Source organism: Micromonospora sp. C28SCA-DRY-2 (assembly GCF_030519475.1).
Lineage (GTDB): Bacteria > Actinomycetota > Actinomycetes > Mycobacteriales > Micromonosporaceae > Micromonospora.
In genome coordinates this window covers 932,791-947,480 of record NZ_JAUMKD010000001.1, presented here as the reverse complement: position 1 = coordinate 947,480, position 14,690 = coordinate 932,791, and the positions used below count along the sequence as shown (strand labels likewise).

Here is a 14,690-nt window from a genome sequence, read left to right as displayed (position 1 = left end):
CGGCCCGCCGCCCGGCTGTGCCCCGCGACCGCCGGTTCCCCCCGGCGGGGGAGTCGCTCCACCCCCGAGCGGGAGGGGCGCCGGTCGGCGGCCGGGCAGGGTGAACGGCATGACCCGCACCCTGCCCCCGCCGGCTCCGCACGCCCCGCACGCCCCACCCGCCCCGCCGGCCGTGGCCCGTCGCCCGACCCTGCCGTGCGCCGTGTTCGGCTGGGCGCTGGCCTACGGCGCGCTGCGCCTGTGGTGGGCGGTCGCCGGCGCTCCCGCGTTCCCGCCGCTCGGCACCGACCTGATGGTGTTCACCGGGTGGTGGGCGGTGGTGCTCTGTGCCGCCACGGCGCTGCTCGGCGTGGCGCTGAACCGCGCCCGCGCCTGGCGTCCCGCGCTGGTCGCGGCCGGCTGGGCGGTCTGCGCGGCGCTGCTGCTCTCCTGCGCCCTGCTCCTGCTCGACCTGGTCGGGTTGCTCATCCTCGACCCGGGCGCGGCGTTCCACCCGGGGGCGTTCGCCAGCCGGCTCGGCTGCCTGGCCGGGGTGGCGCTGCTCGCCGCGGCGCTGGTCGACCACCGGCGCCGGCGGCGCGGCGACTGCCGGCGCTGCGGGCGCACCGGCCGGCCCCGCGCCACCGGCCCCGCCGTGGTGCCGGGTTGGGCCCGGGTGGCGGCGTGGGCGGCCGTCGCCGGCTGCCTGCTGCGGCTGGCCGCGCAGGTGTGGGTCGGTTTCGACGAGGTGCCGCTGAGCCAGGGCGCCTCGATGGTGGCCTTCGAGGTCGGCTTCCTGCTGGCCGGGGTGCTGCTGCCGCTGGCCCTGGTGTACGGCTGGGGGCAGGTCTGGCCCCGCTGGGTGCCGCTGCTGGCCGGCCGGCGGGTGCCGCGCCTGCTGCCGCTCGTGCCGGCGGCCGTGTTCGCCGTCGGCCTGGTCGGCTACTTCGGCATCGGCCTGGCCCAGCTCACCGTGGAGACCGTCACCGGCACCTTCGACCCGGGCGACGGCCGCTACCCGCTGGCGTTCTTCTGGGTGGCCGAGCCGGCGTACTGGGTGTGGGGCTGGGGCCTCGGGGTGGCGGCCGTCGACTACCACCGGCGCGCCCGCCGCGCCTGCCCGGCGTGCGGTCGCTGAGTCGGGCCGGTCGGGACAGTTTGTCCGTCGCGCGGCGTCCGGGGCGTCGTAGCTTTCTGCTGTCCGGTCCGACGATCCTCTGTGGAGAGTGCACCGATGAGCAGCGCCGCCCGTACCGCCCGACCGACCGCCGCGCGGGAACCGGCCGGGGAGGTGCTCCGGGAGATCCCCCTGCCGCCCTACGTGACCGGGGAGGACGCCCAGTTCGCGGTGCGGGCGGTGGTGGTGCACGCGCCGCGGCACTGGTCGGGCGGGACGGTCTGCCGCAACGACGCCAGCCCGCACCCGTGCCGGCTGCACCGGTGGGGCACCCGCGTGCTGGCGCTGCGCGGCCTGCACCCCGCCGACATCGCCGCGCTGATCGAGCGGGGCGACCCGACCGCCGCGGTGCCGCCGCCGCGCCGGCCGGGCGCCTGAGCCGGTGCGGGCCCCGAGCCCGGGGCCCGCACCGGTGTCAGCAGACGATCGGCTTGACCCAGGAACACTCCCGGCCCTCGGGCGCCCGGGGTGCGTCGGGGGCCGCCGGCGGCGCCACCCGCGCCGCGCTCACGCCCTCCGCGCGGTACGTGGCCAGCGCGATGGCGATCTGGTCCTCCAGCCCCTTCACCGACGAGGCGAGGTAGTTGTTCAGCAGGACCGAGAAGGCCAGCACCCGGCCGTCGGCGTCGGTGACGTAGCCGGAGAGGCCGGAGACGCCGGTCAGGCTGCCGGTCTTGGCGTGCACGTTGCCGGCCGCCGGGGTGCCGCGCATCCGGCTGCGCAGGGTGCCGCCGACGAACCGCTCGGGCTCGCCGGCGATCGGCAGCGCCGCGTACCAGGCGTCGAACCAGGGTTCGACGCGGACCGCGGCGAGCAGCCGGACGAACTCGTCGGCCGGCACCAGGTTCCGCCGCGACAGCCCGGAGCCGTCCCGCTGGCGCAGCGTGCCGGTGTCCATCCCGGCGTCGGCGACGTACCCGGTGATCGCGGCGAGCCCGGCCGACCAGGTGCCGGTGCCGGAGCGCATCCGCCCGATCTCCTTGGTCAGCACCTCGGCGTGGCCGTTGTTGGAGAGCTTGAGGAAGGGCACCATCAACTCGGCCAGCGTCATCGAGTCGTGCCGGGCCACGGTGGCGGCCGACTCCGGGGTGGCCTGTCCCAGGACGGTCCGGCCGAGCACCCGTACGCCGTGCTTGCGCAGCGCCGCGCGGAACACGTCGGCGGCGTACCCGGTCGGCTCCCAGACGGTCACCCAGTCGCTCGCCGGCTCGTCGCCGACGGCGATCTGGCCGGTGACCACGACGGTGTTGCTGCCGTGCTCGCGCTCGAAGGAGATCGAGGTCTCGCCGTCGGCCACCGTCTCGGCCCGGTTGTCGAACCGGAGGTAGCCGGTCTTCGGGGTCGTGGTCAGCACCGGCCGGTCGCCGGCGGCGGCCCCCGGCGCCGCGTGCACGATCACCGTGCCGGCGTCGTAGTCGGTGTCCGGCGCCACGGTCAGCGCGGACACCTGCGCGGCGTAGTAGTACGGCTCGTCGTCCCAGGTCCAGTCCGGGCCCAGCCGGGTGCGGTCGTAGCGGGTGTCGTCGGCCACCAGGTTGCCGGTGACCAGCCGCACGCCGGCGGCCGCGACCTGGGCGGCCAGCGCGTCGTAGTCGGCGGCGAGCATTGTCGGGTCGCCGCCGCCGCGCAGGTGCAGGTTGCCGGAGAGCACGCCGGCCCGGCGGGTGCCGCTGGTCAGCACGTCGGTGCGGAACCGGTGCCCGGTGCCGAGCAGCTCCAGGGCGGCGGCCGAGGTGAGCAGCTTGGTGTTGGAGGCGGGGATCAGCCGGCGGTCGCCGTTGCGGTTGTAGACGGTCTCCCCACTGGCGGCGTCGACCACCACCACCGAGGCCTGCGCCCCGGCGAGCCGGGAGTCGGCCAGGATCGCGTCGATGGTGGCGTTCAGGCGGGTCGCCGCCGGGGTCGGCGATTCGGCGGTGGCGGTGGGAGCGCCGGCGGAGGCCGCCGCGGCGACCAGCGCGACCAGCGCGAGCGTCCGGGGGAAGAGACGTCGATGCATGCGTCGATGCTGTCATGGAGATATCTGCCGGAAAAGTCTCCGGGCCGAAAAGAAATTGCCGATCTGCCGCGGCGCGGCGGGAGCGCCCGGCACCCGGGCCGGCGCTGCGGTCAGCCGTCCAGCCGGCGGGCGGTGACCGGCCCGTCCGGCGGTTGCTCGTCCGGGGCGAGGACGGCGACCGCCCGGTCCACCAGCCCGTCGCTCACCAGTACCAGCCGGTGGCACGCCGGGTCGCCGGTCCGCTCGGGCAGCCGCCCGGCCAGGCCGCGTACCTGCTCGGCGGAGGCGTCGTCCAGCACGAACCCGGCGGCGTCCCAGCGCCCGTCCACGGTGAAGAACGCGGCGCTGTCCCGCTCCAGGTCGCCGTTGAGCACCACCGTCCGGTCCTCGCCGGCGAGGTCGCTGGACGCCTCGTTGAGCCCCCACGCCTGGTACGACGCCCGGCCCTCGGCCGGCGCGTCGGCCACGCCCACGCCCTCGCACCCGGTCGCCAGCAGCACCAGCGCCACCGCCGGCACCAGGACCCGCCATCCGACCCGTCCGCCCATCCCGCCCTCCGAGCACCGATCCTGCCCGATCAGACCCCGCCGGCGCCGCCCCGGTTCCGCCGGTGCGGGTGTGAGCGGAACGACCGTTCCGGCGGGCAGCCGGCGGCGACCGGCGTTGTTGCACGACACATGGACGCCCGGGACGTCGACGTGCTGGTGATCGGGGCCGGCCAGGCCGGCCTCTCCGCCGGCTACCACCTGCGCCGCACCGGCTTCGACCCCGCGACGGGCTTCGTCATCCTCGACGGGGACGACGGCCCGGGCGGGGCGTGGCGGCACCGCTGGCCGACCCTGCGGCTGGACCGGGTGCACGGCTTCCACGAGCTGCCCGGCATGCCCTTCCCGGCGGCCGACCCCGGCCGTCCGGCGGCCGAGGTGGTCAGCGCCTACTTCGCCGCGTACGAGCGGGAGTTCCACCTGCCGGTACGCCGGCCGGTCCGCGTCCGGGCGGTCACCTCGCGCCCGGACGGCCGGCTGGACATCGCCACCGACCACGGCAGCTGGAGCGCCCGCGCCCTGGTCAACGCCACCGGCACCTGGACCCGGCCGTTCTGGCCGCACTACCCGGGCCGGTCGCTGTTCCGCGGCCGCCAGCTGCACACCGCCGACTACCGGGGACCGGACGAGTTCACCGGGAAGCGGGTGGTGGTGGTCGGCGGCGGCACCTCCGCGGTGCAACTGCTCGCCGAGGTCTCCACGGTCGCCGCCGAGACGACGTGGGTGACCCGGCGGCCCCCCGACTTCCGGGCCGGTGAGTTCGGGCCCGAGCACGGCCGGGCCGCGGTGGCCCTGGTCGACCAGGCGGTCCGCGCCGGCCGCCCGCCGTCGAGCGTGGTCGGGGTGACCGGGCTGCCGCTCACCCCCGAGCTGCTCCGGTTGCGCGAGCGCGGGGTACTCGACCGGTTACCCGTCTTCGACCGGATCACGCCCGACGGCGTGGCCTGGGCCGACGGGCGGTTCGTCGCCGCCGACGTGATCCTCTGGTGCACCGGCTTCCGGGCCGCGCTGGACCATCTCGCCCCGCTGCGACTACGCGGCCCGGGCGGGGGTATCACCATGGACGGCACCCGGGTGGTGGCCGACGAGCGGATTCACCTGATCGGGTACGGCCCGTCGGCGAGCACGATCGGCGCCAACCGGGCCGGCCGCGCGGCGGTACGCGACATCCGGGCGCTGCTCGCCCCGGTGGGCGCCGGGAACTGACCGGGCTCTATTTGACGGATCCGCCGGCAGCGGGCACCGTAGGCCGTGAGAGGGGCCTCAGCTGCCCCGACGCCGCGGGGCGATCGAGGCCCCGACAATCGCCTCCCACGTGTGCTCGCCTGCGTGGCCGGTCCGGCCCGCGCCCTGAATCCGAGAAATCCACGAGGAGTTCCGCCATGCTCACCATGACCGACAACGCCGTCCTGGTCATCCGCGACCTCGCCACCCAGCAGGACGTCGCCGAAGAGGGCGGGGTGCGCATCGCCGCCGACACCCAGGCCGGTTCGCTGACCGTCGAACTGGCGGCCCAGCCGGCGCAGGGCGACCAGGTGGTGGACAACCAGGGCGCCCGGATCTTCCTCGACGCCGACGCCGCCGAACTGCTCGGCGACGCCTCGGTGGACGCCACCGTCGACGACGAGGGCATCGTCCAGTTCGGCTTCACCGAGAAGCAGTAGCGAACCGCGACGCCCCGCCGGGTCAGCCGGCCCGGCGGGTCTGCTCGCCCCGCGACCGGGCCGGCCGGCCCGGTGCGCCGGACCGCCCCGGCCGGGCGTCCGGCCGCAGCAGGGTGGCCAGCACGTGCGCCACGTGGTGCGAGGTGCTCCAGGCCGCCCAGTTGCTCGCCGACCCGGCGCCGGCGACCCGGCGGGCACGCCGGAGCAGCTCGTGGTCGCCCCACGAGTAGGCCGCCCCGGCGGCGGGCCAGTGCGGGGCCGAGACCAGGGCGCGGCACAGGTCGGCGAAGCGGTCGTCGCCCCGCCCGCCGCGCCGCGACCACCGGTAGACCCACCAGGCGCCGTCGGCCGTGTAGCGCACCGTGGGCAGCCGGTCGGCGGGATGGTCGGCGACGGGCACCGCGGAGGTCACCCCGTAGTCGCCGTACCCGACGCCGAGGTCGGCCAGCCGCTGCCAGAGCAGCCAGTCCCAGCGGTCCAGCCGGACCGGTTCGTCGGTGGGCAGCCGGGACAGGCTCGGCGGCATTCCGCCGGCGGCCACCGTCACCGAGCGCCAGGCGTGCCGGCGGGCCCAGTCCAGCAGCCGACGGACCCGGGGTTCCGCCGCCCGCACGTCGGCCCGGCAGCACACGTCACCGGCGTCGACCAGCAGGTCGCACTGTTCGGGCACCAGTCGGGTGAACCGCCACACCCGCTCCACGGCGGCGGTGGTGGCGTCGGGCCCGGCCCGGTCCTGGGCCACCCGCAGCCGCACCACCGCGCGGCGGGCGTACGCCCGGGCGGTCAGGCCGTGCGCGACGAGCCGGCGGTCGCTGTCGGCGAGCCCCACCACCGGCACCAGCGGTACGCCCCAGCGGACCAGCTCGGTCTCCGGCAGGTCGGGCAGGGCGCCGACGTCGACGGCCGGCAGCAGACCGTCGGGCAGCCGGCCGAGGGCGTCCAGTGTGTACGCGTCCGCGGTGGACACCCGGAGGATCGGGGCGAGCAGGGAAACGTCGAGGCCGTCGAGGTGGCTGAGCGCCTCCAGCTCACCCCGCCGGCAGGCGAGGACGGGGCGGTAGACCGGTTCCGCCGCCCGACCCCCGTGGGCGGGCTCCATACCTCAGCCTATGTCAGACATCGTCGGTCGTCACCGGGACGTTCGGGCCGGCGGAGCGGGCCCCGGCGCGGGTGCCACCGCCCCCGGCCGCCGGCCACGCCGGTGCCGCCGCCCGGCATGGCTGCGGGCGGCGGCACCGGCCGTGGCTCAGTCGTCGTCGCGGTCGTCGTCATCGTCGTCGGAGTCGTCGTCGCGGTCGCCGTCGGAGTCGTCATCCGAGTCGTCGTCGGAGTCGTCGTCGACCGAGTCCTGCTCGGCCTTGACCACCGCGCCGGTCTCCCGGTCCACGTCGACCTCGTGCTCGGTCTGCCCGGCGACGATCTCGACGCTCCAGACCGGGCGGCCGTGCTCCTGCTCCGCCTCGATCTCGGTGATCCGGCCGCCGCCGGCCGAGGCCAGCGCGATCTCGCCGGCCCGCTGCTGGTCCACCGCGTCGCCGCCGGTGGCCGGAGCGGTCGTGCCGGTCGTGCCGGGGGTGCCGGGGGTGCCGCCGGTCGTGCCCGGCGCGCCGGGCGTGGCGCTGGTCGGGTCGGCGTCTCCGGTGGCGGCGGTGCCGGGTGCCGTCGTGGCCGCGGCCAGGGCGGGCCGTCCGGCCCGCTCGTCGTCGGCCACCGCCGTGCCGACGGCGACCCCGGTCACCGCGAGCACGGCCGCGCCGCCGAGCGACGCCAGGATCAGGGAGTTGCGCTTCATCTCGGTCCACCTTTCCTCGGTCTCTGCCTCCGAGCATCGGCCGGAACGGGATAGCGCCGCGCTGCCCGGACGCTAAGGCCCGGTTAAGGCCGGTCGGCGGGGGTTCAGGCGGCCGGCGGACCGAACGTGAGCCGCACCTCGGCGCCCCCGCCGGGAGCGCTGCCGAGGTCCAGCCGACCGCCGCCGGCCTGCGCGGCCCGCCGGGCGATGTCCAGCCCCAGGCCGGTCGACCCGGCGGAACTGGCCCCCCGCCGGACGGTGCCGGCCGGGATGCCGGGGCCCTCGTCGGTGACGACGAGCACCACCTGTCCGGCGTCCAGGGCGAGCCGGACGCCGAACGCGGTGCCGTCCGGGGTGTGCGCGAAGACGTTGCCGAGTAGCGCGTCCACGGCCGCGGCCAGCTCGTCGGCGGGCACGGCGACCGGCAGCGGCCCGGGCGCCAGGTCGAGGCTGACCGCCCGTCCGGTGTCCTCGGCCAGCACCGACCAGAACGCCACCCGTTCGGCGACGATCGCCGCCGCGTCCGCGACCGCCGGGCCGGCCGCCGGCGACCGCCACCGGGCCTGCTGAATCAGGCCGGTGACCGCGCGTTCCAGCCCGTCCACCGCCGCGGTGACCCGGGCCGCGTCCTGCGGGTCGCGCAGCGACTCGGCCTCCAGCCGGAGCGCGGTCAGCGGGGTGCGGAGCCGGTGCGACAGGTCCGCCACCCGTTCGCGTTCCTGCGCCAGCAGCACCTGGATCCGGCCGGCCAGGTGGTTGAGGGCGCCGGCCACCTCGCGCAGCTCGGCCGGCCCGGCCGGTGCCACCCGGGCGTCCAGTTCGGCGTTGGCGAGCCGGTGCGACACCGCGGAGAGCTCGCCGATCGGCCGGACCAGGTTGCGGGCCAGCCGGTCGGCGACGGCCAGCCCGATCAGCACCAGCAGCACTCCGAGCAGGGCCAGCACCAGCCAGGAGCGGGTCACCCCGGCGGTCAGCTCGGCGCGGGGCACCTCGGTGCGGATCACCCCGGTGCCGTCCGGCCGGCCCTGCACCGCGATCACCACCTCGCGTCCCCGGGCCGACTCCGCGGTCAGGCTCCGCCCCCGCTCGGCCAGCGCCACCGCGGGCGTACGCGGGGCGGCGGCGCCGAGCACTGTGCCGTCGGGCAGGAAGACGCTGACCGGACGGCCGGACTCGGCGGCGAGCTGCTCGACGGTCAGCCGGATCGTCTCCGCGTCCTCGGTACCCACCACCGGTACCAGGCGCTGGGCGTCGGCGGTCGCCCGGACGGTGGCCCGGTCCTCGGCGACGGTACGCACCAGCAGCGCCAGCGGCACCAGGAAGGCGGCCAGGGTGAGCACGCTGACCGCGGCCACCAGCAGGGCCAGCCGGGCCCTCACCCGGCCGCCCCGGGAGCTTCGAGCCGCACCCCGACCCCGCGCACGGTGTGCAGGTAGCGGGGCTGCTGGGCGCTCTCGCCCAGCTTGCGGCGCAGCCAGGACAGGTGCACGTCGACGGTCTTGTCGGCGCCGCCGTACGGGATCTGCCACACCTCGGTGAGCAGCTCCCGTTTGGTGACCACCTCGCCGGGCCGGCCGGCCAGGTGGTGCAGCAGGTCGAACTCGCGCGGGGTCAGCTCGACCGGTTCGCCGTCCAGGGTCACCTGGCGGGACCGGGGGTCGATCCGCAAACCGCCGACCACCAGTGCCGGGTCGTCGGTGCCACCGCCGGCCGGGCCGCGCCGCAGCACCGCCCGGATCCGGGCGTCCAGTTGGGCGGCGGTGAACGGCTTGACCACGTAGTCGTCCGCGCCGGCGTCGAGGACCCGGACGATCTCGGTCTCGTCGTCGCGGGCGGTGGCCACGATCACCGGCACCGAGCTGACCGCCCGCAGCATCCGCAGCAGCTCGCGGCCGTCCAGATCGGGCAGCCCGAGGTCGAGCACGACCAGGTCGGGTCGGTCGTCGAGGGCGTCGCGCAGCCCGGTCATCGCGGTCGAGGCGGCCGCCACCGCGTGTCCGCGATCGTGCAGCGCCCGGATCAGCGGCGTGCGGATCGTCAGGTCGTCCTCGATGAGCAGCAGGCGGGCCACAGCAGGCAGGCTATCCGCCGCCGGCCGGTCCGGCCGCGGACGTTAACCCTCCCTTAGCGTCCCGCGGTGCCACGCCCAACCTTCGATCGGGGATAGTCGGGGCATGCGCCGCCGTTCGGTCCTCGCCGTCGCCGGGTGGCTGGCCACCGCCGTGGTCGCCACCCTGGTCGGACTGGCCGCGATCCGGCTGGTGGGGGAGAGCATCACCGGCACCCCGGGCGGCGTGCTCAGCCAACGGGAGGTCGAGCGGGCCCTGGCCGCCGAGCCGGCCACGCCGACACCGGCCACGCCCGGTCCGAGCGCCGCGACACCCGGCCCGTCCGGCGCCACGCCGAGCGCACCGGCCGCGGGCCGGCGGGTGTTCACCACCGCTGGCGGCACCGCGGTGGCCGAGTGCGTGCCCGGCGGGGTGCGGCTGGTGTCCTGGGCGCCGGCCCAGGGCTACCGGGTCGGCGACGTCGACCGGGGCCCCGACGACGACGTCGAGGTCAAGTTCGAGGGCCCGTCCGGCGAGTACGAGCTGAAGGTGCGCTGCGTGGGCCGGGAACCGCTGGCCGTCCCCGACGACTGACCGCGGCACCGGCCCTGACCTGCGGCGGAACGGCGGAAGTGTCCATGATCGGACAACTGCTGGCCTGGTTGGCGGAACGGTCACGACATACGTTCGATGACAAAGGGTGCGATCGGCGAGGATCCCCCTTTGCCGCAACAACTGCCTCAACGCCGCCCCTCGGGCGGCCCGGGAGGGCACCGATGTCCAGCCTCAGAACCCGGCGCGGGCCGGCACAGCCCGATCCGGGGGACGACGACGCCACCCGTGCCGACGCGGAGGTCACCACCTGCGCCACCGTCGGCCTGCCCGCGACCGCGCGGGTGCTCTTCGCGGTGGTGACCGCCGACGGCAACCTGGTCCGCGGCCTCGGCGCCGCACAGGCCACCCGCCTGGCCCGGGGCAAGTACCAGGTCATCTTCGACCAGGACGTGACGGCCGCCGGATACGTGGGCACCATCGGGCTGTCCGGCAGCGCCGGTGTCGCACCGTCGGGTCAGGTGGCGGTGGCCGGCCGTACCGGCATCCCGAACGGTGTCTTCGTCTCCACCTTCGCCGGCGACGGCAGCGTCGCCGACCGGCCGTTCCACCTGACGGTGCTCTCCTGACCGGCGCCGTCGATCCGCGACCCGCGAGCGAACGAGCGCACGGCGCCGCTCGACCTCGGTCGAAACGTCGCCGCGCTCTGGCCGTCTCCCACCGCCGCAGCCGTACGGCGGTACGTCAGCGGGGACCTGGCTCGACCGGCCGTGTCGCACCGGTCTGGGTCTCGATCCCCGTCCTCGTTGGAGTCAAACCTCGATGGGGTGGCAAATTCCACCATCTGCCAGTCCCGGCGTGACGCGGGGCCGGACCGGGTATGAGCCCGACATGGAGCATTTCACGATCGCGACCGTCGCCGAGAAGAGCCCGGACTTCCGGCGGGTGCTGTGGACCGGTACGCACACCCAGTTGGTGATCATGACCATCCCGCCGGGCGGTGAGATCGGCGAGGAGGTCCACGAGGACATCGACCAGATCCTGACCTTCGTCAGCGGCACCGGCGAGGCCCGGGTCGCCGGGGAGAAGCGCGAGGTCGTCCAGGGCGACCTGGTGGTGGTGCCGGCCGGCACGAAGCACAACTTCGTCAACACCGGGCCGAACCCGCTGGTCCTCTACACCGTCTACGGCCCGCCGGAGCACGCCGACCAGGCGGTGCACCGCACCAAGGAGGAGGCGGACGCGGCGGAGGCCGCCGGCGAGGACGAGCCGCCCACCTCCTGACCCGGGCAGCGGCGGGACCGACCGGGGCGGCGGGCGCCGCCGGCCCCGCACCCGCCGCCGGCACCCGGCCGCTCGACGAGGGGTGACCAGCCCGGCGGCTCGCACCCGGGTCCGGCCGCGGGCCGGGCTGGGCCGCCCGATCCGGCCGGCCGGGCCGGGCTGGGCCGTGCCGTCGGATCCGGCCGGCCGGGGCGGGCGCCCGGTCTGAGGCGGGCCGATCCGGGTACCCGCAGCGGGTGGACCAGCCGGCGATCTCCGACTACGGCTTCGTGTCCGACTGCCGCTCCGGCGCGCTGGTCGGCCGGAACGGCTCGATCGACTGGTGGTGCCCGGACCGGTTCGACGCCGCCTCGGTCTTCGGCCGGATCCTGGGCCCCCGGGCCGGGCACTGGCTCCTGGCGCCGGTCGCCGCCGGCCGGCCCGGGCACCGGGTGGAGCGCTCCTACCGGCCGGACACCCTGGTGCTGCGCACCGTGCACCACACCCCCGAGGGCAGCGTGGCGGTGACCGACGCGCTGGCCGCCGAATTCGGTGCCCGGGGGCACGAGCTGGGCATGAACTCGCCCGGGGTGCTGCTGCGGGTGGTCGAGGGGCTCAGCGGCCGGGTGCCGATGGAGCTGGAGTTCTGCCCCCGGCCGGACTACGGGCTGCTGACCCCGTACCTGCACGACCAGCCGGACGGCGCGGTGCTGGCGGCCTGCGGCTCGGTGACGCTGACGCTGCGCGCCGCGGGCCTGCCGCTGCGCGCCGGGCAGGACCGGGTCCGGCACGAGTTCGCGGTCTCCGCCGGGGACGTGGTCGGCTTCGACCTGGCGTACGGGCACGCGTACGGTGATCCGCCGGCCCGGCTGGACCCGGTCGTCGCGCTCGCCGAGACGGTGCAGGCCTGGGAGGCGTACCGGGAGTCGCACCACTACCCCGGCGAGTACGCCGACCTGGTCCGGCACAGCGCCACGGTGCTGACCGGGCTGACGTACAGCCGCAGTGGCGCGGTGGCCGCGGCGCTGACCACCTCGCTCCCCGAAGAGCTGGGCGGCGACCGCAACTACGACTACCGCCTCTCCTGGCTGCGCGACTTCGCAATGACCCTGCGCGCCTTCTGGGTGGCCGCCTGCCCGCACGAGACGTCCCGGCTCTTCGCCTGGGTGGCCCGCTCGATCGGCCAGGTCGGCCAGATGCCGGTGCCGGTGATGTTCGGCCTGGCCGGGGAGCGGGACCTCTCCGAGCACGAGCTTGCGCACCTGCCGGGCTACGCCGGCAGCCGGCCGGTGAGCGTCGGCAACGACGCCTGGCGGCAACGCCAGCTCGACGTGCCGGGCGAGGTGATCCTGGCGACCTGGCAGCTGCGCGACTACCTCGGCACCAGCTTCGAGAAGGAGCTGCGCGAGATGGTGCTCGGGCTGGCCGAGCAGGTGGCCACCACCTGGCACCTGCCCGACCGGGGGATGTGGGAGACCCGCGAGGTCGAGCGGCACTACCTGTCGTCGAAGGTGCTCTGCTGGGCGGCGATGGACAAGGCGGTGGCGCTGGCGCCCCGGCTCGGCGAGCGCGCCGACCCGCGGCGGTGGGCCGCGGTCCGGGACGAGATCCGGGCCACCGTGCTGCGCGAGGGCTGGAACGACGAGGTCGGCGCGTACACCGCGTTCTTCGGCTCCACCGAGCTGGGCGCCTCGGCGCTCTACCTGCCGGTGGTGCGTTTCCTGCCGGCGGCCGACCCGCGGATGCGCGCCACCATCGAGGCGGTGGAGCGGGAACTGGGCACCGCCGACGGGCTGGTGCGGCGCTGGGCCGGCGAGCCGGCGGGCTTCCTGCTCTGTTCGTTCTGGCTGGTGGAGTGCCTGGCGATGGCCGGCGAGCGGGAGCGCGCCCGGCGGTTGTTCGAGCAGGTCGTCGGGCACGCCAACGACGTGGGCCTGCTCAGCGAGCAGATCGACCTGCGCGACGGCGCGCAGCTGGGCAACACCCCGCAGGCGCTCTCGCACATCGGCCTGATCAACGCGGCCTGGCGGCTCACCGAGCCGACCGGTGAGTGACGCCGGAAATCCTGCAACAGACCTGCAAGCGCAATCCATTGACGCTCGTCTCTGGACGGTCCTAGCCTTTCGAGTACGGGAAAGCCCTTTAAGAAGGCTTTTAATCCCGTTCGTCCCCTCCGGAGTCCGGGCCTCCGGCGGGACCATCCGATCCCCCAGGCCGCGGCACCGCGCGCCGGTTCCCCCTGCGCCGTGCCACCGCGTGGGGCACCACCACCTGCATCCCAGGAGGACCCCGTGCAATCCAGACACCGCACTCGCCGGCGGGCACTGCTGCTCGCCGTGGGCGCCGGGGCGACCGTGGCCGCCCTCGCCGCCGGCATGACCACCTCGGCCTTCGCGGCCACCGTCTTCACCGACAGCTTCAGCGACGGCGACACCGCCGGCTGGTCCAAGTCCGGCGGCACCTGGGCGGTCACCGACGGCGCCGTGCACCAGTCCAACGCGGCCAGCGAACTGGCCCGCCTCTTCGCCGGCCAGACCGGCTGGACCGACTACCAGGTGCAGGCCCGGGTACGGCCGGGCGGCTTCGGTTCGTCCAGCGCCCTGGTGGGCCTGGCGGCGCGGGCCAGCGGCAGCACCAAGATGTACCGGTTGGCCCTGCTCGGCAACGGCCGCGCCGAACTCCAGGCGGTCAACGGCAGCCAGATCGCCGCGATCGGCTCGGCGTCGATCGGGGTCAGCGCCGGCACCTGGTACACGCTGCGGATCGAGGCCAGCGGCAGCACCATCCGGGGCTTCGTCAACGGCACCCAGATCGCCGCCGGCAGCAACGGCCTGGTCGGCGCCGGCCGGATCGGCCTGGTCACCGCGTACGCCAGCGGCAGCTTCGACGACGTCACGGTGGACAGCTCCGGCGGCTCGACGCCGACCACCCCGCCGGGGACCACCGCCCCGCCGACCACGCCCCCGCCGACCACACCCCCGCCCACCACGCCCCCGCCGGCCGGCTGGCCGACGCCGACCGGCAGTGTGAAGGTGGACGCCACGATCCGGGTCTCGGGCACCTTCGACGGCGGCCTGCGCCGGTACTACGGCATCGGCGACGGCGGGCAGAGCGAGAGCCAGGACCCGATGTTCGTGCTCGCGGCCGGGGCCACCCTGCGCAACGTCGTCATCGGCGCCCCGGCCGGCGACGGGGTGCACTGCGAGGGCAACTGCACGCTGGTCAACGTCTGGTGGGAGGACGTCGGCGAGGACGCGGCCACCTTCCGCGGCGGCACCACCTACACCGTCGACGGCGGCGGCGCCCGGTCCGCCTCCGACAAGGTCTTCCAGCACAACGGTTCGGGCACCGTCCACATCCGCAACTTCCGGGTGGAGAACGCCGGCAAGCTCTACCGGGCCTGCGGCAACTGCTCCACCTCGTACCAGCGGCACGTGGTGATGGACAACGTCACCGCCACCTCCACCAAGGTGCTCGCCGGCATCAACACCAACTGGGGCGACACCGCCCGGTTCAGCCGGATCACCATCCTCAACGACCCGGACCGGCGGACCGTGATCTGCGAGAAGTACATCGGCGTACCCAAGGGCGACGAACCGACCAAGATCGGCGAGGGCGCCGACGGGGTCAACTGCTTCTACGCCAGCTCCGACATCACGTACCGCTGACCG

Annotated in this window: 15 protein-coding genes; 9 read left to right on the top strand and 6 right to left on the bottom strand. The window is 75.7% G+C overall.

The features are described from left to right. Positions 1-109 precede the first annotated feature (109 nt). Positions 110-1,117 carry a hypothetical protein gene (locus Q3W71_RS04330; RefSeq protein WP_302917957.1) on the top strand — a complete coding sequence of 336 codons (1,008 nt, stop codon included), beginning with the start codon at positions 110-112 and terminating at the stop codon, positions 1,115-1,117. Between the two features lie 96 nt (positions 1,118-1,213). Continuing rightward, positions 1,214-1,534 carry a hypothetical protein gene (locus Q3W71_RS04325; RefSeq protein ID WP_302917956.1) on the top strand — a complete coding sequence of 107 codons (321 nt, stop codon included), beginning with the start codon at positions 1,214-1,216 and terminating at the stop codon, positions 1,532-1,534. Positions 1,535-1,571: 37 nt separating this feature from the next. Here Q3W71_RS04325 and dacB read toward each other — a convergent pair whose 3' ends face one another. Next, positions 1,572-3,155: a D-alanyl-D-alanine carboxypeptidase/D-alanyl-D-alanine-endopeptidase gene (gene dacB / locus Q3W71_RS04320; RefSeq protein WP_302917955.1), complete on the bottom strand. Its 1,584-nt coding sequence runs from the start codon at positions 3,153-3,155 to the stop codon at positions 1,572-1,574. Positions 3,156-3,265: 110 nt separating this feature from the next. Continuing rightward, positions 3,266-3,703 (bottom strand): hypothetical protein, encoded by a 438-nt coding sequence (locus Q3W71_RS04315; protein WP_302917954.1) that lies wholly within the window; start codon positions 3,701-3,703, stop codon positions 3,266-3,268. Between the two features lie 129 nt (positions 3,704-3,832). On the opposite strand from Q3W71_RS04315, the gene Q3W71_RS04310 reads away from it, so the two are divergent. Further along, complete coding sequence (locus Q3W71_RS04310; protein ID WP_302917953.1) at positions 3,833-4,906, top strand: NAD(P)-binding domain-containing protein; 1,074 nt, start codon at positions 3,833-3,835, stop codon at positions 4,904-4,906. A 176-nt stretch (positions 4,907-5,082) separates the two neighbouring features. Continuing rightward, positions 5,083-5,364, top strand: coding sequence for an adhesin (locus Q3W71_RS04305; protein WP_302917952.1), 282 nt, complete (start codon positions 5,083-5,085; stop codon positions 5,362-5,364). A gap of 22 nt (positions 5,365-5,386) precedes the next feature. Here the strand turns inward: Q3W71_RS04305 and Q3W71_RS04300 are convergent, their stop codons facing one another. The 4 genes from Q3W71_RS04300 to Q3W71_RS04285 all read right to left on the bottom strand — a co-directional run bounded on the left by Q3W71_RS04300 (position 5,387) and on the right by Q3W71_RS04285 (position 9,227). Continuing rightward, positions 5,387-6,463, bottom strand: coding sequence for a beta family protein (locus tag Q3W71_RS04300; protein ID WP_302917951.1), 1,077 nt, complete (start codon positions 6,461-6,463; stop codon positions 5,387-5,389). A 147-nt stretch (positions 6,464-6,610) separates the two neighbouring features. Continuing rightward, positions 6,611-7,156, bottom strand: coding sequence for a PepSY domain-containing protein (locus Q3W71_RS04295; RefSeq protein WP_302917950.1), 546 nt, complete (start codon positions 7,154-7,156; stop codon positions 6,611-6,613). Positions 7,157-7,260: 104 nt separating this feature from the next. Beyond that, positions 7,261-8,535, bottom strand: a complete 1,275-nt coding sequence (locus tag Q3W71_RS04290; RefSeq protein ID WP_302917949.1) for a HAMP domain-containing sensor histidine kinase — start codon at positions 8,533-8,535, stop codon at positions 7,261-7,263. Further along, entirely contained in the window at positions 8,532-9,227 is a 696-nt protein-coding gene (locus Q3W71_RS04285; RefSeq protein ID WP_302917948.1) for a response regulator transcription factor, read from the bottom strand. Before Q3W71_RS04285 ends, Q3W71_RS04290 begins: the two co-directional genes overlap by 4 nt. A 103-nt stretch (positions 9,228-9,330) precedes the next feature. Here Q3W71_RS04285 and Q3W71_RS04280 point away from each other — a divergent pair, with 103 nt between their 5' ends. The 5 genes from Q3W71_RS04280 to Q3W71_RS04260 all read left to right on the top strand — a co-directional run bounded on the left by Q3W71_RS04280 (position 9,331) and on the right by Q3W71_RS04260 (position 14,687). Then, the gene (locus Q3W71_RS04280) at positions 9,331-9,798 is read left to right on the top strand and encodes a septum formation initiator (protein WP_302917947.1); all 468 of its coding nucleotides are present in this window, start codon (positions 9,331-9,333) and stop codon (positions 9,796-9,798) included. A gap of 182 nt (positions 9,799-9,980) precedes the next feature. Continuing rightward, positions 9,981-10,385 (top strand): hypothetical protein, encoded by a 405-nt coding sequence (locus tag Q3W71_RS04275; RefSeq protein ID WP_302917946.1) that lies wholly within the window; start codon positions 9,981-9,983, stop codon positions 10,383-10,385. A gap of 262 nt (positions 10,386-10,647) precedes the next feature. Further along, positions 10,648-11,040: a cupin domain-containing protein gene (locus Q3W71_RS04270; protein ID WP_109901079.1), complete on the top strand. Its 393-nt coding sequence runs from the start codon at positions 10,648-10,650 to the stop codon at positions 11,038-11,040. 236 nt (positions 11,041-11,276) lie between these two features. After that, positions 11,277-13,073: a glycoside hydrolase family 15 protein gene (locus tag Q3W71_RS04265; protein WP_302917945.1), complete on the top strand. Its 1,797-nt coding sequence runs from the start codon at positions 11,277-11,279 to the stop codon at positions 13,071-13,073. Positions 13,074-13,310: 237 nt separating this feature from the next. After that, positions 13,311-14,687 (top strand): pectate lyase, encoded by a 1,377-nt coding sequence (locus Q3W71_RS04260; protein ID WP_302917944.1) that lies wholly within the window; start codon positions 13,311-13,313, stop codon positions 14,685-14,687. The last annotated feature ends 3 nt before the right edge of the window (positions 14,688-14,690 follow it).